Genomic DNA, 20,927 nt, shown 5'->3' with positions numbered 1-20,927 from the left:
GATTTCCGTGCACTATGATCGCGCCACAATCCGCAGGGAACACCTGTCCGGATCGGCCGTTACTCTCCGGGTCGGGTTGCATGGCTGGCACAGACATGCAGGTGCCACCAGCAACCTTTACAAACCGAGGGAGGAAAAACCATGGCAGGCCAAATGTTCAACACGGCATCCACGCAGGGCACCACCCATGCGGACGATATGACCCATCCCCTTGCAGGCCGGACCATTGCAATCCTTGCAACCGACGGGGTGGAGGAAATCGAACTGACGGAACCCGCCAACGCCATGAAAAAGGCCGGTGCGCACACGGTTATCGTCTCCCCCGCCAAAGGCGAGATCCAGGCCATGCAGGCGGACGTCAATCCAACGCGGCGCTATCCTGTCGACCTGCCTGTCCGGGACGCACATGCACAGGCATTTGACGGGCTTGTCCTGCCCGGTGGCACCACCAGTCCGGACCACCTGCGCATGGATGAGAACTGCGTGCGCTTCGTTCGCGAGTTCGTGGAGGCCGACAAGCCGATCGCTGCCATCTGCCATGGGCCATGGACCCTGATCAACGCCGGGGGCGTGCGCGGGCACACCCTGACATCCTGGCCATCGCTACGCGCGGATCTGACCAATGCAGGCGGCCACTGGGTTGATCAGGAAGTCGTGACCGACGGCAGGCTGGTCACGTCACGCAACCCCCATGACCTGAAGGCTTTCTGCCCTGCCATCGTGGCCCTTTTCGCCTCTGTGCCCAGCCACGCGGCAACCCGGTAGGGCGGCCCGCGACCATGATGGAAAACCGCACTTTTCTACGATATTACGCCGCCAGCATGCTATGCGCAGGTGCAGCAACCCTTGGTGCCGGATTTGTGGCATGGTGGCGCGGGCGCAGGGCCACCCCAACCGGCCCCACGGCAACGTCCGCACCTGCCACCGCGGACACGATGCACGACACCCGGCCCGAGGAGGAACCCGCCGAGACAGATACAACCCGACAGGTGGCGCGCAAGGTCATACAGTATTTCGTCATACCGCTATGGCTGGCTTCCGGCCTGACGGACTGGTGGTGCCACCGCCGCACCGACATCGAACATACGACAGGCATGAAGGAGACGGGCATCCACCTGCTCATGCTGGGGGAAGCGGCCTTTCCGGTTCTGGCCGGACTGTTCCTGGAAATCGATGCACCTGTGCTCTCGCTCATGATCGCATCCTTCTTCGTTCATGAAGCAACGGCGATGTGGGATGTAAGCTATGCTGTCACCCGGCGTGACGTGCAGCCCATGGAGCAGCATGTGCACAGTTTCCTCGAGATGGTGCCGCTGCTTGCCGTCTCCATGATTTCCGTCCTGCACTGGCCGCAACTGCAGGCCCTCATGGGGCGCAAGGTGATCCGTTCCTATCCGCTGCGGCTCAAGCGCGTACCGCTTGGTCTGCGCTATGCGCTGGGTGCGCTTGGCGCCATGGCCGTGTTCGAGGTCCTGCCCTATTGCGAGGAAGCCTGGCGGGACTGGAAGGCCAATCCCGGCCGACTGGTTCCGCCCAAGGGCCAGAACGTGTAATCACGCCCTGTCATGACGTCCATGCCAGTCCGGACAGACGGGAGTCCGGGCTGGCGTGGTGTCATTATTTTACGACCGGCGTGGCAGTCCGTGCCACATGGCTGCGTCTGTACAGACGGGCAACCTGGCGGGCCAGGTCATCAGGCCCGCGCAGGGTCCGGTTGTGGAAGGCGCGCACGCTGTCATGCGTTGCGTAAAAACGCTGTGTCACCCGGTCCGTCTCCATTATGACGGTGCCGACAAATGTGCCGTCAATCTCAATAATGCGGGATTCAAGCATTGGATACTGCCCTTGCATGGCCACGGGTAGGGATGTGGCCTGTCTCCGGCAGGATTTCCGCCGGGTGTTCCTAACGATATCCTGGCCACGCACCGGACGTGGCGGGCAGGATGCTACATCGACCGATGCAGCACATGGACATGGCTGGCTGGATCATGTGGATTCATCCTCCCTGATCACGCCACACCCTGTGACGTGAGAAAGATCATACATGACCGGACAATGCGGTCAACATATTATATTTTTAATTTTGCATTATATTTTTATCACTATTTTTTGTGTTAATTTAGGTTTTTTCGCAGAAAAATTTATTAAAGTTCTATATTTTATAGTGCGTTATAACTGTTTTGATCCAGAATTATGGACAGCCCGGGCAAGCCCCTGCCCCGCCATATCCGGTTCCTGTTCTGCTGGCACATGGGCGTGGACTCATCGGATATGTCACTATGTGCTTTTATTTTCGTTTTATTCCTATATAACGGTTTACAGAGATTGATTGTGGGGTGGTTCCCTTCCCCCCATCAGGACCCGGTTCAATGACGCAGCAGGCATGACAGGGAATCAGGGCTTTTGAACATGCGCGGACCTGCACGACCGTAAGGGTCCGTATTCCTGATGCACCGGAATTTTCCGCGTGCCGACGGGCATCAACGCAGTCCATGGTTTTTTATTTCAGCAGGAAGCAGGCAATGGCACTTTTCCCCGGCTGGCAGGCCCCGGATTTCGCAACTGACACGACAACAGGCCCGATCCGCTTCCATGCATGGGGCCAGGACTGCTGGCGGATTGTCCTGACCCATCCGGGCGACTACAGCCTGCCCAGCCTGCGGGCAGCCCTGCACCGGGCACGGACAGGAATACCGGATCTGCGCCTGCTGGGGTTGTCCCCGCTATCTATGCCGCAGCACGATCATATGCCCAACGGCATGATGGTCACGCCCGACATGCCGGATTTCACGATCATCCATGATGATGCGGACCACATCCGTGCCATGTGGCAGGGTATTGCCGTGGATACCGGGCCAACCGGCATACCGGACGATGAGCATGCCGTCTTCATTGTGGACCCGAAGCATGTAATCCGTGGCACGATCAGCTACCCCCCTGCCCCCGGCCTGCGGGATTTTGAAGAAGTCATCCGGATCATGCTGGAACTGGACAATGGCTGTTCCACACTGGAGCCCACCCGATACGCGGCCTAAAGTTCATGCCAACTGCCTGACGGCCCCGCTGGCCACCCGTCAGGCAACAGAGGGCAGGCCTGCCGTATTTCATGCCCCGGTGCATGACAGACAGGAACAGGATGCCGGGGCACCGCAGAAAGGCGGTGCGGGCGGGCCGGAAAAGCCCGACCCGCGTCACATCGTCACGACCTTACCAGCCGCCCCAGCCCCATCCGCCTACGTAACCGCCATACGGATAGCCGTAATATCCCGGATAACCGTATGCGGGGTAATCATATGGATAAGGCGGCGGCCCATACCAGCCCGGCCCACGATCCCAGCCACGGTCCCAGCCGCCGCCCCACCCGCCGGGACCACCCCGCCATTCACCGCCACGTGGGCCACCACCCGGGCCACCCGGGCCACCGCGGCCGCCAAAGCCCGGACCACCGTGCCCGCCACCCGGTCCACCGCCGGGGCCACCAAAACCGGGTCCGCCGCCATGCCCCCCACCGCCGGGACCACCGCCCCCACCGCCAGGACCGTGCTGCGCATGGGCGCATACCGGTGCCATGACCGGGGCTGCCGCCAGGACCGTGACCACAACAGCTACTGTCCATGATTTCATACGTTTCATTGTGGTACTCCTTCACCCTGAAACTGCTATACAGTCGCGACAAAACAGTGGCGGATTGTCACATTAGTGTATCAATACCACATTGAAGATGAAATACAGGCATGAAGAGCCTGCATGTCACCGCCATACAGATTTTTCACGCAGCAGGTATATCCCCATGAATGCAGTTTTGTCATGGGAGTGGATCAACTATGAAAAATTGATAATAAAACAGATTTTATCGGTTCTCATTCAAAAGCAGGGGCAGCGATTCCTGAAGCCTGTCGTAAAAGGCTTCATCAAAATACTTACCGTGATCTGCGGGATTGATCATGGGCCAGTTTTCCTGACCTGTCCCTACCGCTCAGGAAAAGGCTGGCACTCCCATAATGGTGGATTGCGGACTGGCCGTAACGGCCTGCCAAAGGGCGCGCTGGATGACGCGGGGGGCAATGGCCAGTTTCTCGTTATTGCCCTTATCCGCGAGGGCGCCCTGCAGCAGACGCCCCGCCACTTCATGAAACAGGGCATCCGAGGGCAGCCTGTCACACAGCATCTCCTCTACTTCTGGTACGTACCATGGCCGCGTCGCGACACCACCCAGGGCAACCCGCCCGTGCCGGATGGTATCCCCCTCCATCTCCAGCCCGACCGCGACCGATATGATGGAAAAGGCAAAGGCGTGGGGGTCACTGATCTTGAGATAGGTATGGTGGTCGCCAAACGGGACCGGGGGCAGTTCGATCCCCACGACCAGTTCATTCCTGCGCAGCACGTTCTCCACCCATGGCGTCCGGCCCGGCAGGCAATGATACTGCCTGAGCGGGACCTGTCGGGCACCATCCGGCCCGAACAGATTGATCCTGGCATCCAGCACCGCCAGCGCCACACACATATCGGACGGAAAAACCGCCATGCAGTCCGGGCTGGTGCCCAGTATGGCATGCATGCGACTGCGCGCACCGACTGCGGAACAGCCCGCGCCGGGTTCGCGCTTGTTGCACATCATGCCGGTATCGTAAAAATAATGGCAGCGGGTGCGCTGGTTGATATTGCCCCCGTTGGTCGCCACATTGCGGATCTGCGGGCTGCCTCCGGCCAGTATGGCCGATGCCAGCAACGGATAGTGCGCACGGACCAGCGGATGGGCCGCCGTGCAGGCATTGGTCGCCAGCGCGCCAAGCCCAAGCCCCCCGCCCGGCAGGGGCCTGATGTCCCCCAACGGCAATGCCTTTATGTTTATGACATGCTCCGGTTGCTCGACATCCGCTTTCATGAGGTCGATCAGGTTGGTTCCACCGGCCAGATAGCGGCTGTACGGCGGTGCGTGGACTGCCGCTTCAAGCGTGGCTGGCCTGCTGTAGGAAAAAGCCTTCATGGAACGTCCTCATGTTCGGACCGGCTCATGTCCGCTACCTGCCCCCCGGTCCCTTCGGCATGTGCCTGCCGGCCACATCCACATGGATTGGCGCGCATGAATGCCCCGATTTCCTGCGCGGACGGGGTACGCCCCTGTCCGGCCAGGGCAAGAATGGACAGGATGCGGGCTGGCATGCATTCGCTGCATAATGGGGGACCGGCCCTGCCCAGCACCTCCCGCACGTGGTGAAGGTCAGGGGCCCGGGGCAGGGCATCAATCGTCAGGACTTCAGCCTGCGGCACGGAGATGGCCAGAATGAGGCAGCTTTTGACCGGCGCGCCATCCACAAGCACGGTACAACCGCCGCAGTGCCCGTGGTCACACCCCTGTATGAGGGTTGTCAGGCCAAGGCGTTCACGCAACAGGTCAAGCAGTATGGTCGTTGGCGGCAGGTCATCGCAAAAGGGCACACCGTTTACCGTAAGGTTGCAGGCATAAACAGTTCGCGTGGCGTTCATGCTACCTCACTGGATGAAATACCGGATACATAAGGATATATTTCCTAAATGTCCGGTAGCCTGAAGGGTTCCCCCGAAATGTCTCACCTGATCTTGAGGCCATCTCCCGCCAGAAACCGCGGTAACGGCCTGCCCGCATGGCATCGTGCCCATGCCGGCGATGGATGGCCTTCCCTGCTCACACCGGGTTTACGGCCAGTTGCAAGATAAGGGCGTGCAGTTCCGCAGGCGATAGCGCAACGGATGCTCCCGCGCCATGGCTGCCCCCGTCATCACCGGTCAGGGGCACGGCAACATACGGCACGTCGCGTGTGGCGACCGGCGTGAACACACCGGGAATGGAAGGCCGGTGGTCTCCGAAGAACACAAGCAGGACCTTCCTGTCCATTTCCGCTAGGGAATGCATGAGATCCAGCAGCATGCCATCACTGTTGGCCAGATGCCGCAGGTAGTTCGCAAGCCCCAGCGCAGGCTGCGAACTGGCAGCCCACGGACCATGGTTTTCCATGGTCACGGCATAGACCAGGGTGGGGCCCCGTGCCGATCTGACAACGGTTTCAATGCTTTTGCCCAGCGCCATATCGCTGACATAAGGCATGTCCGTACTGGCTGTGTGGGGATAGGCCTCGGGCCCAATAATCCGGCTGAAGCCGCAGGCGGGCATCAACTGATTGCGGTTATAGAAGCGTATGTCATGGGGATGCATGAAAACACTGTCATACCCGGCCGCTTTCAGCCGGTTGGGCAGGGCATGGGAACTTTCCCCCGCTGCGGTCAGAAACGGGTCAAAGGCACGGAAGCCCAGTTCCTCCTCCGTGCGTCCGTACAGCACGCCATATTCCGATCGCATGGTATAGGCGCCAAAGCCGCTGACATCCAGCGCGCCGTGCTGGCAGGCCCGGCCGCGCGCCAATGTAAGCCCCGGCATGGCCATGGACCCGGCAGCGGCAGGCAGCGGCAGGCGGGCAGGATCGGCAAATGATTCGCATTGTATGACAACCACCGCATCATAAGCCGCCCTGCCGGGCAGCGGGGACGCGGGAGGCGGATTTCTGCTGTCCCTCCACCGCCGCCAGTACAGGAAGGTGATGCCAGGCAGGCCAAAATGCGACAGGTCCCGTGCCAGGGCTGGCGATACCACCCATTTCGCGGCTGGCAGGATGCGGATGCCCAGCAGGGCGGCAACAGCCATGACCACCCCGATGGCATGGGGCATGGGCTGCAGGTTCACAAAGAAAAAGGCGCCAACCACAATGAACAGCAAAAATACGACCACGAATATGCGTGCGTACCACGGTATGGAAAACAGGTAGAATTTGGGATGCTGCAGGAAGCTTCTGGCAACAAACAGGTCGCTGAACAGCAGCGGTTCACCCAGTATGTTATCTTTTATATTGGATACGGAAACAAAAATGACTTCAAACAGTGCCGCCACAAGCAGGGATATTACGGCATTTCCGGTCACTGACAGCAGCAGGCCTGTCGTAAGCACTGCGCACAGCATATCGATATAGATACGGCGGAAAGATATGTTTTTCCTGTCTTCGCGTGTTCTGATCCCCGCTATTTCAATAAAGGGAGCGGCCACGAAAATATAAGCCGCATACAGAAAAAACATCATGGACATTAATAAAAAACCCTGACTGGCGCCATCACCATACTGTCCTGCCGCATGACGGGACGCACCTTCATGAACTGGCCACCATTGAACAGCCCCCTCATGCCACAGGGGACGTCCCGTTTCCACCCGGCATGACCGGACCTGTTTTCAGGTAATGGATACATATCGGCCCGGCGCCCCGATGGTGGGGGGCATGCAGCATGGCAGCGAGAGACCATGGCGGATGATGACGATATTCCCATCCGCAGTGGAAGCGCCAGGAACCAGCCCCGCATCAGTGAAAGGGACGATGCAGCGCCCGTTCCCCCGCCGGTCAGCCAAACCGGGCCGGGCTGTATGGCTGCGGATCGAAATAGGGGGTTTCCCCATTCATCATCTCCGCCAGCAGGCGCCCTGTGACCGGCCCAAGCGTAAAACCCTGATGGGCATGGCCGAAATGCAGCCACAGCCCCCTGTGCCGTGGGGCGGCACCCACCACCGGCACCATGTCGGGCAGGGCCGGCCGGTTGCCCAGCCATGGCGTCGGCTCGATCCGTGCACCAAGGGACAGCAGCTGGCGGGCCCGTCTTTCCGACCTGCGCATCTGCACAGGGGTGGGCGGTGCATCCAGTGCCGCGAATTCCACGCCGGTGGTGACGCGCAGGCCCATGTTCATGGGCACCATCATGGTGCCGGCCTTCATGTCCAGCACCGCCGTGCTCAGACCCGCGTCGCCCGCATAATGGGTATGGTAGCCGCGCTTTACAAACAGCGGGTAGCGATACCCCATGCCACGCAGCAGCCGCCCCGACCATGGCCCAAGGGCAACAACCGCATGTTCCGCCCGTATGGGCCCCTGCGTCGTGCTGACACGCCAGCCCGTGCCATCGGCTTCCAGCGTGGCGGCATCACCGGTCGCCAGCCTGCCACCCGCCTGCTGCAAAGCGTCAGCATAACGGCTCACCAGCCCGCCCGGATCCCGCACGGCCCACGCATCCGTCCAGTGGATGGCGCCGGCAAAGCGCTCCCGCAGGGCCGGTTCGGCGCGCGCCAGCATGTCGCTGTCCATAATGGTGGAGCCCACGCCAAACTCCTGCTGCAGAAACTCCGCCCGTCTGGCTTCATGCGCGAATGCACGCGGCGACTGCAGGGCCAGCTTGAACCCGCCCGGCCTGATCAGGTCCTGTGCCCCGGCGGCCCTGATCATGACCTCGTGCTCGGTCAGGCAATGACGGATCATGGCCTCGAAATTCCGGACAACCGCGGGATAGGATTTCGGCCCCGACTGGCGCCAGTACTGCCACAGCCGCGATGCCAGCCCCGGCATGGCCCGCATGTCATAATGGACGGTATTGTCCCGCCCCAGCGCAATGCCGAGCAGGCGGGAAAAATCATGAGGGAAATTGTATGGCTCGACACATTCGCGCTGGATCAGGCCTGCATTGCCGTAGGAGGTTTCCTGCCCTGGTGCCCGCCGGTCCACCACCGTGACATCAAAACCCCGGCGCGCAAGATGCCATGCGGTACATACCCCGACCATTCCACCACCGAGAACCAACGCGCTTTTTGCCATCCGAGATACCCCTTTGATAAAGCAGCCACTGACTGTCATCAGCCTGCGGCAAGCCTAGCAGCCTGTCGGGTTGGGCATTTTGCGGCTGATAACGCCGAGGCTGACCCGGCTTATGCTGCCTGAAGCCGTGCCATTCTTTTGCAGTTGTATGCGAGAGCGACGAGGGTCCATTCAGTCGTGACTTTTGCAAGGCCACGCAGACTGAATCTTCTGAAGCCCATGATGCTTTTGATAATTCCAAAGACCGGTTCAACGGTCTGTTTTCGTAGTCTGTAAATATTTCCGGCTTTTGTGGTTTCCAGTTTTTTCTTCATGGCAAGCCGCCAGGGTTCGGTGATCCGGCGCGGTTCCCTGTCTTCAGGAGGTGGCCGGAAGTCATAAGGCCTGCGGGCGCAGGGCCGTCCGATGGCGACCAGCGGATCGATGCCTTTTTTCCGCAGGTCCCGGACCGCCTGCCCGCTGGCGTAACCGGTGTCGGCGAGCACTGTCTTTGGGAGACCGATCGTGTGTTCCATCGACAGCACGGTGCTGGCAAAGGATGGCGCGTCCGCTGACGTGGCGACAACGTCGGTTGTCACGATCAGCTGACTGCCTTCGGCGCAGACCACGGCCTGGGCATTGTAAGCCTGCCGGAACTCGTGGGCGTCCGAACGCCGCATGAGGCGGCTGTCGGGATCGGTCAGACTGATCTGCCGGTCGGGTGGCGGTTCATCATCCGGCGGTTTCGGCGCCCTGCCACGACGCCCTGTTTTCGCATCATAAGCGGCTTTCTTCTTCTCGTATGCCGGTCGCGCCGCCTCGGCCTGCGCTTTCGCATCTGCTTCCAGCCGGGCGCAGGCTTCGTCCAGCTTCGCTTTCAGTGTTTCCCGTCGGGCAAGCTCTTCTGGCAGGGCCTGCGGATCTCTGTCTGTGGCATCTGCGTGCTCCGCCTGGTCCATCAGTTTCGCGATATCCACCGCCAGCTGTTCGCGCAGTGCCCTGATCCGGTCGTAGCGCAGGGAACGGTATTTCGAAGCGTCGGCATCAATTTTCGTGCCGTCAATCGATACGACACCCAGACGCAGCAGACCCGTCTCGCGCGCCAGAAGCAGGACCTGCGCAAATGCAGCTTCAATGGCTGTCCGGTTCGTCCGGCGGAAGGTCGCAATCGTATCATGATCCGGATGCAGGTTCGCCGCCACGAAGCGTACCCCGATGTCGCGATATGTCGCCCGCTCGATCCGGCGTGAGGAAAACAACCCGTTCGCATAGCTGAAGATCAGAAGGGCCAGCATCAGGCGCGGATGATACTGCGCCTTGCCTCCCGTGCGCACTGGCACGCAGAACGCACTCATCGGAACCCGCTCAACAGCTGCGACAATGAAATGCGCCATATCGTCAGCCGGAAGCCACGACGTCAGATCAGGCGGCAGAAGATACGGCTGGGATCGGTCAAACGGGATGAAGCGGCTCATCGCGACACTCTACAGCCTTACCCCTTCACAGGGTACCCCAACCCGACAGGCTGCTAGACCATTGTCACACAAAGGGCACGGCCCCACCATGAAAGTCTGATGGGCGATCTTCCGGAAAAAGGATGATACAGCCACGATGGCGGTGGCGCGTACAGCGAAATCGGGCGTGTCCGGCACCACGTCCAGACCGACCATGTTCATGGCACCACTGTCAGTCCCGGCATATGCGCCGGCCCGGCCGGCCCGCCACGTAATGCGCATGGGCAGCGGCACGATGCCTGCCGCGCAGTTCCCGTGAAAAAGGATTGTCAACACGTCCGGCAGCCAGGCCCGGGTCGGTTTTCTGCATCATGCCGGTATTCCTGTCGGTCCCTTTATGATGCGAAGCCGAACGCGAGGTCCCGGCCTTCAACGGGGGCGTGCGTTACCTCCGGGTCAGGAAACGTAATGCGGGCGCCAAACCCCCTGCCCGCTTCCGGAAGTGGGGAACGCAGGCACACGACCGCATCCATCTGCCTGGCGATATTACTGGCGATGGCCAGGCCGAGGCCGCTGCCGTGCGTGCCTGTCCCGCCGCGCACGAACGGGCTGGTCAGCCGCGCCAGCAGGTCCGGCGCCATTGCCGGGCAGTCGTTGACGATGTCAATGCTGCCGTCCGGCAGGACGGTCACATGCACGGGCATCCCGCCCGTCCCGTGCAGCAGCGCGTTTTCAAGCAGGTTGCGCAGCATGATGCCGGTCGCATCCATGTCACCATGTACGAATATATGGCTGATCCCGTTTGGGGTCAGGATGATGCTGCCCCCGTCATGCGGGTTATGGTCCAGATCGTCAGCAAGGACACGCAGCACGGTCAGCAGATCGAAGCGATTACGCCTGAAGGCAATGCCTGACGATGCGCGGGAAAATTGCAGCAGTTTCTCCACCGTCCGTCCCAGCCGGCGGGTACGTGTGGCGATTATATCCACCCTCCGGGCCGCTTCGGTATCGGCGGGAACCGTACGACCCAGCATCTGCACCTGCGCCAGCAGGGCACCCAGCGGGTTGCGCAGTTCGTGCGCAGCACTTGCGGCAAAGGCCCGTTCGGTGGAGAGCGCCGTCTCCAGGCGGGCCAGAAGGGTATTGACGGCATGCTGGATGGATACAAGTTCGACCGGCAGGTCAAGCGACGCAATGGGCTGCAGGTTACCGCTGCCACGGGATTGCATTTCATCATGCAGACGGTCCAGCGGGCGCAGGGCGCGCCGCACGATCAGGCGCACCAGAAGCCAGATGACAGGCAGGAAAACAAGTATCGGCATGATGGCAATCGCCGTTGCGCGCCACGTGGCACCACGACGATGCAACACGGGTTCCCCCACCAGGACCCGGTAGGCCGTGGCGGTCGGCGCCGCAATATAGACCCGGAAACGGGGCGTATCGACAAATCCGGTGTGGATATCCGGCACAAAAGGCTGGACCGGTGCATTCTGTGACCGCAACACGACGTGCCCTGACCGGTCGACCACCTGATAGGCGAGTGTCCTTGGTCCGACATCGGGCACCCATGCAACGGTGTCCCGTGGTCCATGGGGCTGTGTGGCGATGGTGGCCTGCAGCCGTTCGGAGACTTCCTGCAGGGAATTGTCCAGCCGCTCCGTTATTCCATGTCGCGTAAAACCGGCGACTGCCAGGCTCAGTGCCAGCAGGCTCAGCATGACGACACCCAGCACGCCGCTGACGATCCGTGTGACAAGGCTCCAGTTGTTCATGTACCCTTCCCATCGGCCAGGCAGGCCACGCGGCCATGGACGGTGCTGATGACACTGTTGCCAACCTTATTGAGCCGGCAGCTTATGAAGACTTCTATCGTGTTGCGATCCACATCCTGATCCGGCGCGTACAGGGCCGTATCGGTCTGCTGGCGTGAACAGATCCGGCCGGGATGGCGCGACAGCGGTTCCATGATGGCCCTTTCGCACGGTCAGGTCCAGCACCTGCTTATCATGCGATACCGGGCGGTTTCCCCGGTCAGTCATAATCCCGCCAGCCAGCACGCTTCCCCCGATTACGATGCCGATGTCCGTGATCCGGCGATGAGGATGTCGACCAGGCGCTTCGCACTGGTCTCCCAGCCGGGGCCAGCGGCGTAGTTCGAAACCCCGGCCAGGGCGCGCAGCAGGTCAACCGGCTCGATATCCGCGCTGATGTCGCCACTGGCAACGGCGGCGCCCACAAGCCCGTCGATCGCACCCTGCAGGACCGTGCCGGACTGGGCATAGAGTGCGCCCGTGCCGCCTGCCAGTCCGTTAAGCGCAGGGGCGATTACCAGCTTGGCGGCAATATAATCCACGAACAGCCGCATCCACGCCCGCAGCGCCTCGACGGGCGGGTGTTGGGCGGCGAGGACCGGTGCGGCATCGGCAAGGCGGTCGAGTTCAGCGCGATAGACGGCCTCGATCAGCGCATCGCGATTGGGAAAGTGCCGATAGAGCGTCCCGATCCCCACACCTGCACGGCGGGCGACCTCATCCAGCGGAATATCGGTTTCCCCCGCCGTGAACGCAGCCTTGGCCACGTTCAGCAGGTTTGTCCTGTTGCGCTGTCCATCGCTGCGCGGTCGGCGGCGCGGCTTTTTTTCGTCGGTCACCGGTTTTCCTCTTGTTAAACGGAGCAATCCTCCGCATATATCAAGCGGAGCCACACTCCATATAACATCCCGCATGCCATTTCGGCAAAAAACGGATGCATCCTTTCAGGGAGTTTCCCTCATGACACAGACTTTTGGCGCAAGCTCGACAACGGAAGATGTCCTTTCCGGCGTATCGCTGAAGGGCAAACGTGTGCTTGTGACTGGCGTTTCTGCCGGTCTGGGCGTTGAAACCGCGCGCGCCCTTGCCGCACACGGTGCCCATGTGGTGGGTGCCGCGCGCAATCTGGAAAAAGCCGGGCATGCCACCACGCAGGTCCGTGCGGATGCGGCGCGTGGGGGCGGGAGTTTCGAACTGGTCGCCCTGGACCTTGCGGATCTGGGTAGTGTCCGCGCCTGTGCCGATCAACTGAACGCAACCGGCCTGCCCTTCGATCTGGTGATCGCCAATGCGGGCGTAATGGCCACGCCATTCGGCCATACGAAGGACGGGTTCGAGACGCAGTTCGGCACCAATCATCTGGGACACTTTGTCCTCGTCAACCGCATTGCGGGGCTGATGCGCGCCGGTGCCCGGCTGGTCAATGTCTCCTCGGCCGGACATCGCTTTGCGGATGTTGACCTGAAGGACCCGAATTTCGAGCATACGCCGTACGATCCGTTCATCGCTTATGGCCGTTCCAAGACAGCCAACATCCTGTTTGCCGTCGCCTTTGATGCACGGCACCGCACGCGCGACATGCGCGCAACAGCGGTGCATCCGGGTGGAATCCTGACCGAACTGACCCGTTACATGCCAGCAGGCGGCATTGAAGCGATGGTGGCGCGGATCAATGAACAGGCTGCGGCTGAAGGCAAACCGCCGTTCCAGTTCAAGACCATTCCGCAGGGCGCGGCCACGGCAGTCTGGGCAGGCGTAGTGGGGGCGGCTGACGCGGTCGGCGGCCATTACTGCGAAGACTGCCACGTAAGCCCGGTCGTGCCCGATGACCAGCCGATCAGCCTGGTCAGTGCGGGCGTGCGGGCCTATGCGGTCGATCCCGTGCATGCCGAGGCACTGTGGGCCAAAAGCGAGGAAATGGTCGGGGAAAAATTCTCCTGAAGCATCGGTGTCTCGGCTTCTGGCATAATGGATGCGCCTGACGCCGCGACAGATAGTTTAATAGTCAGGGCGCAGGGGGATGGAAGGCGTCCCCCTGCACCGGCCATGATCAGCCAGGCTGACAGGACGGCTGCCGGGAATGTTCTGTCATGGTGCCTCCATGGACAGGCAAACGAGGAATACAGGCCCACATGACTGCTGTGCGAATGCGCGAAACCGCCTGCCCTCACAGGGATTGACATGATTTCATATATCCATGATCAAGGATATATGGATACGCAATCGGCCCTTGCCGCGCTCAGCGCCCTCTCCCAGTCCACGCGGCTGGAGATCTTCCGCGTGCTGGTGCGCCATGAACCGGACGGTCTGCCCGCCGGAGATGTCGCACGCAACCTTGATATCCCGCAGAACACGATCTCGACCCACCTCGCGATCCTGACCCGTGCCGGTCTGCTGACCTCGCAACGTCATAGCCGGCTGATCGTCTATCGCGCCTGCCTTTCCCGCCTGCGTGACCTGATGCTTTTCCTCCTCAGGGACTGCTGTGCAGGCAGTCCCGAACTCTGCGCCCCCCTTGTGGCAGGGCTGCCGCTGATCAGCCACCCGTAATGCATGATGGAACTGCTCCCGCAATGACCGGACCCGACCTGCCCGCCCTGCACCCGGAATATCTCGAACGGGTCGATTCCGTACGGCTGGAGCCGCACCCACGGATCAAGCACCCGCCGCGCATCCTGCTGCTCTATGGCTCGCTGCGACCACGCTCGTTCAGCCGCCTGCTGGTGCTGGAGGCGGAGCGCATCCTGAAAGCCCTCGGCGCGGAAACGCGGATATTCGACCCGACCGGCCTGCCGGTGGCGGATTCCGTACCTGCCACCCATCCGAAGGTGCAGGAACTGCGCGCACTCTCGCTCTGGTCGGAAGGCCAGGTCTGGTGCAGCCCCGAACGGCACGGTAACATAACCGCTGTGTTCAAAAACCAGATCGACTGGTTGCCACTGTCCGAAGGCTCGATCCGTCCGACGCAGGGCCGCACGCTGGCGGTGATGCAGGTCTCAGGCGGATCGCAAAGCTTCAATTCCGTCAATGCCCTGCGGGTTCTGGGCCGATGGATGCGGATGTTCACCATCCCCAACCAGTCCAGCGTGCCGATGGCCTATACGCAATTCGGTGATGATGACCGGATGAAGCCCTCCCCGCTCTATGACCGCATGGTGGATGTCATGGAGGAACTGATGAAGTTCACATGGCTCCTGCGCGACAGGGCCGACTATCTTGTGGACCGCTATAGCGAACGGCGGCAGGCCCATCGTGCGCCTGAAAGGCCATAAACAGTCACGCGCGCCGGGCAGCAGGCCAGCATTCACCGGTCATTCCCCTGTAACCATCAGGTTTCGGGGCAACCATCCCTCCTGCGCCCGTGACCGGCATTCATAAATCCTGATCTGCCAGCAGTCATCCTGTTGCCTTATCCGTCTCCCTGTAAAAAATAAATTAAATACTTTATTTAAAAATTGTAATCAGTAATTATTCAAAATAAAAATATTAATAAAAAAACAAAACTTGTCCCGACCTAGAATATAGATACAGAAAATCCATACCAACCACAGGTTTGCGGTAACTTCCAGATAGTCAACACCCAAAGGCGACGGACGCGGGCGCATGTTCTGGTCGCATCGGTAGCCCCGCTCCCCCAGAACAGCCGGAACAGCGGTTGCAGGTATGGCTGCCATGGGCAAGACGCGGCCCGTACCGCCTGCCAAAACGACAGGAATACGGACCCGTCCGGCAAGCCTGCGGCGCCTGCCTGCATCCCTGCCCTGCGGTGGACATGCGGCGTAACCGCATCCCGGCCCGTTTTCACGGCGGGTCATCGGGAAAATCGACAGCAAGATTGCGAACGTGGATCAGGGCCGCTGGCATGCGCCGCCCATCCTGCATTCCGCCGTGGCTGAACTTGCGCCAGTCTGAATCATGCCAAGAAAAATAAAGAATTGTACGCAGTATACAACAGCCGATCTGGTATCTATTCCGCATCAAGGTATGTTTTGTCCAGATGAATTCACAGTAAAGCAAGGCCAGTTTTTGAAATATATTTTGAATTAATGACTGTCTGAATCAAAAAGCGACCTGATTGATTTTCCGCAGCACTCTGCGGATATGAGCGATCATAAGCCAAGCTTCAGATGAGGAGATTGTGGCTTCGACGTCCCTGGTGAGGCGGCGGCAACGTCCCAGCCAGGCGAAGCTGCGCTCGACGATCCAGCGCTTTGGCAGGACGACGAAGCCCTTGACCTGATCGGAGCGCTTGATGATCTCGATCGTCCACTGTCCGATTTGCGCCAACCCGTTTCGTAGCTTCTCACCGGCATAGCCGCCGTCGGCGATCAGGTGCCGCAACCAGGGGAACAGCGAACGGATCCGGGCTGCAACCATCAATGCCCCGTCACGATCCTGGATGTCGGCGGGATGTACGACGGCAGTCATGATATGACCCAGCGTGTCGGTGGCGATATGCCGCTTGCGTCCCTTGATTTTCTTGCCCGCGTCATAACCGCGAGGGCCGCCATTTTCAGCCGTTTTAACCGATTGGCTGTCGATAATGCCCACCGAAGGCGTGGCATCACGCCCGTCCTGCTCTCGCGACAGGATCACGAGAATATGGTTCATGGCTTCCCATCGTCCCTCGCGGATCCAACGGTAGAAATAGCCCTGCACGGTCGTGAAGGGAGGGAAGTGCCGGGGCAATTGGCGCCATTGGCAGCCGGTCGTAACAATGTACAGGATCGCCTCCATGACACGACGCAAATCGGTGCGCCGTGGCCTGCCCAGTCGCTTTCTCTCGGGCATCAGCGGCGCTATCAACGCCCATTCCCTGTCCCGCAGGTCGCTTGCATACTCCAGGTCGTCCCGGCGATACTGCGCACGGGTGATTTCAGTCCAGGCCATTTTGATCTCATCAGGTTGTCACAAACCCATGAATCATAACCTACTGAAATCACTCAACTCATTTTCGGTCAGACACTGAGAGGGATAATTCAATGAATTGCTTGTTTTGAATTCCTGCGCTTGATGCTACAGTAATGGAATGAGGAGGAGCCACGATCATTATCGTCATCTTGCATGGTTGATTACAGTTATTTTTCCAGTGCCATTTTTTTCTGCGCATGCCCAACCTGTCCCGGTCAGTGTGCTGAGCGCAGGTGTTACGCCGCAGCAGAATATTCCCGATCATATAGACCCGCGCACCCATCTGTCCGGCAACTGGGGCGGCATACGAAACCGGTTGCTGGCGCAGGGTATCGACATCCGTATATCGGATACCAACGAGTTCTGGTCCAACCCCGTGGGGGGCGCGCAGGCGTCAAATAACTACATTGGCTCCACAGCGGTTGAAATGGTCACGGACCTGCATGTCCTGACGGGGTTGCCACTGGGTACATTCGATATCAGCGCCATGGAAATCCGTGGGCGACCGTTCAGTAATACGCCCCTGTATGTATTCAACCAGACATCGAATATCGAAGCGGATGACAACGGACGGCTATATGAACTGTGGTACAGCCAGAAATTCATGGGGGAACGGCTGGCCTTCCGGATTGGCAAGCTGGATCTCGGGCATGATTTCATGGTCAGCAGCGTCGGACTGAACTTCCTGAACGCATCCTTTTCCTGGCCCATCATGCCTGACAATGATCTGTATGATCAGGGGCCCGTATCCCCCGTAACCACACCGGCGGTACGGTTGCGCTATACCCTGTCCCCCCAATGGAATTTCCTGTTTGCGGCGGCCGATGACAACCCCGTTGGCGGTCCTTTTCTCAACGTCAAGGACCCGTGGAACCAGAACCGCGACCCCGGCGGCACGCGGTTCAATTTCAACACAGGTGCCCTTTTCTTTGGGGAAATCCAGTACCGCAGGGACATATACGGAAGACAGGGCACATATAAACTTGGCGGTTACTTTGACACCGGCCGCTTCCCCGATCAGTCCGATTTCACCAAAAGCCATAAAACCAACTGGGCAATCTATGGCATTGCGGACCAGACGCTCCAGCATTTCGGGCGGATTACGGAACTGGATGCCTTTGTCAGGGGAAACTGGACGGCAGATACCGACCGTAACCAGATCGTCTATGCCGTGGATGGCGGGTTTGCGCTGAAAGGACCGTTTGGGCGAGCGGACGACGTGCTGGGACTTGGGGCAGGCCTGGGGGCGGCCAGTTCCTGTCTTGCCCGGGCAGACAGGCGCGCCGGCCTGCCCATGCAGGGTACCGAATACCATCTGGAACTGACCTATCAGGCTCAGGTCACGCCATGGATGGTGGTGCAGCCTGATATACAGGGCATCGTGTCACCCAGTGGCGGTGTTCTCGATAGTAAAGGGGAGCGCGTGCGCGATGAGGCCACTTTCGGACTGCATAGTAACCTGACATTCTGAACTGCCCTGCACGCCTGCCCCTGTATTTCAAAATCAACATGACCTGACAGGACCGGATTTTACTTTATAATTGTCAAATATACATTAAAAATTTACATTCGTATGCAGCCCGAAGACGGTTTCATTACCGATACGCCGCGTCGGGCAGGACGGGTCGCCCATCCCGCCCGACGGGTTCAGGACATACTGGAAATCGGGCTGCACGACCATCCATGGCGTGACCTGGGCCTGATAAGTCAGTTCAAAATGGGTTTCATTACCCTGCACCAGCGCCCCGCGCGCGCGGTCATACGCGCGCACTGCGGATGTCACACGGCCAATGCCCCAGCCCAGACCCAGCGTGTCATTCGTTCTGCCCCCGAACGGGGCCTTCAGGTTCAGGCCGGCATCAATGGCAAAACTTATGATATTGCGGTCACCACTGTTTCCCGTCGCCCGGACAAACAGCCCCAGCGCGCGTGATGCCGTGGGCCCGGGGCGCCAGATCAACTGATCGATTATTCCGTACACCAGCCAGTTTCCCTGATCGCGGCGCGGCGTGCCCCCCTCCGCGCCAAGGGACTGCCCCTGCGTGTTGTACCGATAATCCGGAAAGCGTGCCGTATCATAATACCCCCCGAGTTTATAAACGCCTGACAGGCCCGGATGGTGAACGCCGCCCTGCGGATTGAGGGCATACTGGATTTCGGTAATCAGCAGGGCGCCGGTTCCCATATTGAATTTCGTGCCGCTGCCATCGCCTGTTGTCTGGCTGGTTGGATCCGCCGGGTTCCCGGTCAGGCCAAAAACACTGCTGTCCTGGTTGCCTGATGGATTGTCATCGGAAGCCGCGAACATGAGCGTGTATTTTTCACCGGGTCGATACCGCAACCGGATCGCGGGCGCGGCCAAGGGCCATGATGGACCGCCGGCATAAAGATTGACCGAAGGCCCCATCGGCCATCCGAAATTGGCATTGAGATACTGGGATGCATAATCACTGATCAGGAATTCCGTATCTAGGTCCTGCTGACCAATCTTGATGTCCAGTGTGCCTTTCAGGAAAGACTGCTGGTACCACAGTTCAAACAGGCGGGTAGAGCGATCCGCCTCAAATCCGCTGATGGGGTTGAAATCGCTCAGATGATCCTGCGTCATGGCGCGTCCGCGGATCTGCAGGGCACTGACATTGAATGTCCCGCCCCTGAGTCCGATCAGCTTTTCCATATCCGCTGTCAGAGCTGGCATGGTGACGCCAGTATACGACGCACCAGTACCTGCCCCCCTGCCATCGCCGTTGGTGCTGGCGATCCCGCCGGTGGCATTGCCCCATAACTCATTAACATCCTGAATGCTCAGCATCATCCCGTAACGCGCGAGCCACGGACGCAATCCGCCCATATCCCCCAGCAGGCTTCCACCCGCGGCGGAGGAGGCATCCTGGCTCCGGCTGGTATCAATTTCATCTACCTGCCACGAATCACGGGAAGCTGCCGGGTCTGTCTGGGCAGGAAAAGGCGCAGAAGGCCCTGGCCGGGACCATCCTTCAGCAACGACGGTCTGGGCGTGGCCCGGGACGGCAATGGGGCAGACAATGCCACAGGCAAGAATTCCCCTGCAGGCACGCCAAAAAAATCCCGATACGAAAACGGCCGGCCCCCCGCATGATGTCAGTCTGCACGATCGCAAATTATTCTCATATTATTAAAAAATCCACCGTCAGCTGGCCTTATATTATATGCACAACTTTATTTTCACAACATGATGCTTTTGTTAAACATTAAACGTAAATATCCACCAATATTACAACTATTTTTTCTTAATTACTTCATTAATATATATTCTGATCTTCCGTCATATATTGTCCTGTTATCCGAAATCGGCAGAAAAATAAAAATACGCATCTGCCTGTTTTAATAAAATACAGATCTTGACCGCAGTCTTCCGGATTACAGCACCACCGTTATGCCAGCGGCAGGTCTGCCTGCCCTTTTCCTGTTCAGGTTCACGTCATCTTGGCCGGTTACAAGAAAATCCCGCATCAGCGCTATGTCAAAGACAGGAGGCCGGACACATACCATGACATGGATATTACGGTACGGGCTGGCAGTCCTGATAATAATCAGCATGACCGGTCGCGCGGCCCATGCCGCGACCGATGGTATCTGCAAGACGGTCGAGCAGGGCATACGCCTGCATGTTGACGGCATGTACGGCGGGTACCCCCATTCGGTCCTGCGTGACGCGGTTCTGGACAGCGTGGACTGCCCATCGGGCACGGCCGAACTGCGCGCTTTCCATGTAATCGCGGTGCCACAACCCCACATGCGTATTGCGGTCATGCGCCCGACGGGACAGGGACAGCAGGGTTCGTTATCCGTCATGCTGTTCTCCCAAGGGCATTTCGTTATCGGCGAACGCATGGCCCTGTCTCCTTTTTCACGCAGTCAGTCCCCGTTTTCGGTAAAGGCGGATGTCAATCTTGCAACCGCACGCCTGTGGAATGATCTGGCAAACCGGATCGCGCAGGGGAAACCCGCCATTCCATGAAAGACGGCCATGCCCGCGCAGCATTTCCGGTACACACCAAACCATCTGTCACGCGTCTTAGGGCCGGTTTGATGGCCGGTCGTTCAGGTTCGCGTCATGTCCGGAATGT

22 protein-coding genes are annotated in these 20,927 nt (G+C 59.6%); 8 read left to right on the top strand and 14 right to left on the bottom strand.

All coding sequences use genetic code 11. From position 1 onward, the window contains the following. Positions 1–141 precede the first annotated feature (141 nt). Positions 142–765 carry a type 1 glutamine amidotransferase domain-containing protein gene (locus LDL32_RS00940; RefSeq protein ID WP_370636616.1) on the top strand — a complete coding sequence of 208 codons (624 nt, stop codon included), beginning with the start codon at positions 142–144 and terminating at the stop codon, positions 763–765. Between the two features lie 14 nt (positions 766–779). Then, a complete protein-coding gene (locus LDL32_RS00935) occupies positions 780–1,553 on the top strand; it encodes a hypothetical protein (protein ID WP_233063908.1) in 774 nt (257 codons plus the stop codon). Between the two features lie 64 nt (positions 1,554–1,617). On the opposite strand, the gene LDL32_RS00930 is transcribed toward LDL32_RS00935, so the two are convergent. Further along, positions 1,618–1,833, bottom strand: coding sequence for a hypothetical protein (locus LDL32_RS00930; RefSeq protein WP_233063905.1), 216 nt, complete (start codon positions 1,831–1,833; stop codon positions 1,618–1,620). A gap of 689 nt (positions 1,834–2,522) precedes the next feature. Here LDL32_RS00930 and LDL32_RS00925 point away from each other — a divergent pair. Next, positions 2,523–3,035 carry a peroxiredoxin gene (locus tag LDL32_RS00925; RefSeq protein ID WP_233063894.1) on the top strand — a complete coding sequence of 171 codons (513 nt, stop codon included), beginning with the start codon at positions 2,523–2,525 and terminating at the stop codon, positions 3,033–3,035. A 172-nt stretch (positions 3,036–3,207) separates the two neighbouring features. Here the strand turns inward: LDL32_RS00925 and LDL32_RS00920 are convergent, their stop codons facing one another. The 10 genes from LDL32_RS00920 to LDL32_RS00875 all read right to left on the bottom strand — a co-directional run bounded on the left by LDL32_RS00920 (position 3,208) and on the right by LDL32_RS00875 (position 12,746). Beyond that, positions 3,208–3,633 carry a hypothetical protein gene (locus LDL32_RS00920; RefSeq protein ID WP_233063892.1) on the bottom strand — a complete coding sequence of 142 codons (426 nt, stop codon included), beginning with the start codon at positions 3,631–3,633 and terminating at the stop codon, positions 3,208–3,210. Positions 3,634–3,976: 343 nt separating this feature from the next. After that, the gene (locus LDL32_RS00915; protein ID WP_233063889.1) at positions 3,977–4,990 is read right to left on the bottom strand and encodes a xanthine dehydrogenase family protein subunit M; all 1,014 of its coding nucleotides are present in this window, start codon (positions 4,988–4,990) and stop codon (positions 3,977–3,979) included. Continuing rightward, on the bottom strand, positions 4,987–5,490 hold the full coding sequence (locus LDL32_RS00910; protein ID WP_233063888.1) for a (2Fe-2S)-binding protein: 504 nt from the start codon (positions 5,488–5,490) through the stop codon (positions 4,987–4,989). Before LDL32_RS00910 ends, LDL32_RS00915 begins: the two co-directional genes overlap by 4 nt. Positions 5,491–5,668: 178 nt before the next feature. Further along, entirely contained in the window at positions 5,669–6,994 is a 1,326-nt protein-coding gene (locus LDL32_RS00905) for an LTA synthase family protein (RefSeq protein WP_233063884.1), read from the bottom strand. A 430-nt stretch (positions 6,995–7,424) separates the two neighbouring features. Next, positions 7,425–8,663: an FAD-binding oxidoreductase gene (locus tag LDL32_RS00900; RefSeq protein WP_255673758.1), complete on the bottom strand. Its 1,239-nt coding sequence runs from the start codon at positions 8,661–8,663 to the stop codon at positions 7,425–7,427. 110 nt (positions 8,664–8,773) lie between these two features. After that, positions 8,774–10,117, bottom strand: coding sequence for an IS1182 family transposase (locus LDL32_RS00895; RefSeq protein WP_233063728.1), 1,344 nt, complete (start codon positions 10,115–10,117; stop codon positions 8,774–8,776). Positions 10,118–10,328: 211 nt separating this feature from the next. After that, positions 10,329–10,469 carry a hypothetical protein gene (locus tag LDL32_RS00890; protein ID WP_233063880.1) on the bottom strand — a complete coding sequence of 47 codons (141 nt, stop codon included), beginning with the start codon at positions 10,467–10,469 and terminating at the stop codon, positions 10,329–10,331. A 22-nt stretch (positions 10,470–10,491) separates the two neighbouring features. Continuing rightward, a complete protein-coding gene (locus LDL32_RS00885; protein ID WP_233063877.1) occupies positions 10,492–11,868 on the bottom strand; it encodes a HAMP domain-containing sensor histidine kinase in 1,377 nt (458 codons plus the stop codon). Next, positions 11,865–12,062 carry a helix-turn-helix domain-containing protein gene (locus LDL32_RS00880; protein ID WP_370636614.1) on the bottom strand — a complete coding sequence of 66 codons (198 nt, stop codon included), beginning with the start codon at positions 12,060–12,062 and terminating at the stop codon, positions 11,865–11,867. The genes LDL32_RS00885 and LDL32_RS00880 overlap by 4 nt, the downstream gene beginning before the upstream one ends. Before the next feature lie 102 nt (positions 12,063–12,164). Then, a complete protein-coding gene (locus LDL32_RS00875; protein ID WP_233063874.1) occupies positions 12,165–12,746 on the bottom strand; it encodes a TetR/AcrR family transcriptional regulator in 582 nt (193 codons plus the stop codon). A gap of 121 nt (positions 12,747–12,867) precedes the next feature. On the opposite strand from LDL32_RS00875, the gene LDL32_RS00870 reads away from it, so the two are divergent. From LDL32_RS00870 to arsH, 3 genes are all read left to right on the top strand, one after another. Continuing rightward, positions 12,868–13,848 carry an SDR family NAD(P)-dependent oxidoreductase gene (locus LDL32_RS00870; protein ID WP_233063871.1) on the top strand — a complete coding sequence of 327 codons (981 nt, stop codon included), beginning with the start codon at positions 12,868–12,870 and terminating at the stop codon, positions 13,846–13,848. A gap of 270 nt (positions 13,849–14,118) precedes the next feature. Beyond that, positions 14,119–14,457, top strand: coding sequence for a helix-turn-helix transcriptional regulator (locus LDL32_RS00865; protein ID WP_233063869.1), 339 nt, complete (start codon positions 14,119–14,121; stop codon positions 14,455–14,457). 23 nt (positions 14,458–14,480) lie between these two features. Continuing rightward, entirely contained in the window at positions 14,481–15,179 is a 699-nt protein-coding gene (gene arsH, locus LDL32_RS00860; RefSeq protein ID WP_233063861.1) for an arsenical resistance protein ArsH, read from the top strand. 189 nt (positions 15,180–15,368) lie between these two features. On the opposite strand, the gene LDL32_RS00855 is transcribed toward arsH, so the two are convergent. Beyond that, entirely contained in the window at positions 15,369–15,722 is a 354-nt protein-coding gene (locus LDL32_RS00855) for a hypothetical protein (RefSeq protein ID WP_233063859.1), read from the bottom strand. Between the two features lie 244 nt (positions 15,723–15,966). Beyond that, positions 15,967–16,797, bottom strand: coding sequence for an IS5 family transposase (locus tag LDL32_RS00850; RefSeq protein ID WP_233043143.1), 831 nt, complete (start codon positions 16,795–16,797; stop codon positions 15,967–15,969). 199 nt (positions 16,798–16,996) lie between these two features. On the opposite strand from LDL32_RS00850, the gene LDL32_RS00845 reads away from it, so the two are divergent. Next, positions 16,997–18,289, top strand: a complete 1,293-nt coding sequence (locus LDL32_RS00845) for a carbohydrate porin (protein WP_233063858.1) — start codon at positions 16,997–16,999, stop codon at positions 18,287–18,289. An 84-nt stretch (positions 18,290–18,373) separates the two neighbouring features. Here the strand turns inward: LDL32_RS00845 and LDL32_RS00840 are convergent, their stop codons facing one another. Beyond that, complete coding sequence (locus LDL32_RS00840) at positions 18,374–19,852, bottom strand: carbohydrate porin (RefSeq protein WP_233068619.1); 1,479 nt, start codon at positions 19,850–19,852, stop codon at positions 18,374–18,376. A 495-nt stretch (positions 19,853–20,347) separates the two neighbouring features. On the opposite strand from LDL32_RS00840, the gene LDL32_RS00835 reads away from it, so the two are divergent. Beyond that, on the top strand, positions 20,348–20,818 hold the full coding sequence (locus LDL32_RS00835; RefSeq protein WP_233063853.1) for a hypothetical protein: 471 nt from the start codon (positions 20,348–20,350) through the stop codon (positions 20,816–20,818). Positions 20,819–20,927: the final 109 nt, after the last annotated feature.

It is taken from the genome of Komagataeibacter sp. FNDCF1, from assembly GCF_021295335.1.
In the GTDB taxonomy this organism is placed as follows: Bacteria; Pseudomonadota; Alphaproteobacteria; order Acetobacterales; family Acetobacteraceae; genus Komagataeibacter.
The sequence above is the reverse complement of the archived record's forward strand: the minus strand, read 5'-3'. Positions and strand labels throughout refer to the sequence as shown.